The sequence below is a fragment of the Mannheimia cairinae genome, assembly GCF_028649535.1.
In the GTDB taxonomy this organism is placed as follows: Bacteria; Pseudomonadota; Gammaproteobacteria; order Enterobacterales; family Pasteurellaceae; genus Mannheimia; species Mannheimia cairinae.
The window spans coordinates 1-1,063 of the sequence record NZ_JAQSJE010000013.1; the positions used below are offsets into that span (position 1 = coordinate 1).

General features: G+C 40.5%; 1 pseudogene. It reads left to right on the forward strand.

The annotated features are described in order from the left end of the window. Positions 1-1,063: pseudogene (locus PTQ27_RS11455) on the forward strand (hypothetical protein); the annotation flags it as partial.

Below are 1,063 nucleotides of genomic sequence, written 5' to 3' on the forward strand. Positions count from 1 at the left end.
ACGGTCTAATCTTCACTGGCAATAATGAAAAGCTAAACCGCCACAAGTTAAACAGTGTAGTCAACATTGTTGGTGAAGTAGCAGAAGGCATCAATGACAAAGCGACATCAGAAAGCTTCAAGTCAGCTTCAGGTAACATCAATGTAGTTGCAAATGAAAAAGACCAACTTGAAATTCAGTTGAACCGAGATTTGCAAGGCCTATCTTCAGCGAACTTTGTTGAGTATAAAGAAGTAGAAGATGAAGATGGCAATACTATTAGTGTTGTTAATGAAGATGTACCAAGTACTGTTGTCAACAACAATGGCATCACCATCACACCAAAAGATGGTAAAGATGGTAAAGATGGCAACGTTGTATCAGTAACTGATAAAGGTTTAAACAACGGTGGTAACCAAATCGTCAACGTGAAAAGCGGTATTGATGGTGTTAACGGAGCAGATGGTAAACAAATTGCTTCAGTGAACGACCTGACTGAAAAGCAGTTAGAAGAAGTTGGTACTAATGGTGCGAACATTAAGGACATACGTAATGCGACGAACGATCTTGTAACTACTGGCTTTAAGATCACTGCAGATAATAAAGACCTAGGTACAGATGCTGAAGGTAAAGCGATCAAAGAAGATACGGTGGAGCTTGGTCAAACAGTTAATTATACGTCTAAAGATGGAAATATCGTTACCACAGTACGTAACAATGAAATTGACTTTGGTTTAGCCAATGAAATCACTATTGGCGAGAAAGGTGAACCAGGTAAAGATGGTCAACCAGGTAAAGACGGTGTTGACGGTAAAGTTGGTGTAAACGGCAAAGACGGTTCAGCAGTTGTCCTAAACGGTAAAGACGGCTCTATTGGCTTGAATGGTAAAGATGGTGAAAACGGTCTAACCTTTAAAGCAGAGAATGGTGCAGATGGCGTTGATGGTAAGAATGGTAAAGATGGCAAAACCCGTATTGTTTACACACCTGTAGATAAAGACGGCAACCCAGTTATTGACCCAGATACTAAAGAACCAGTTGTTGAAGAGGTCGCAACCCTAAACGACGGTCTAATCTTCACTGG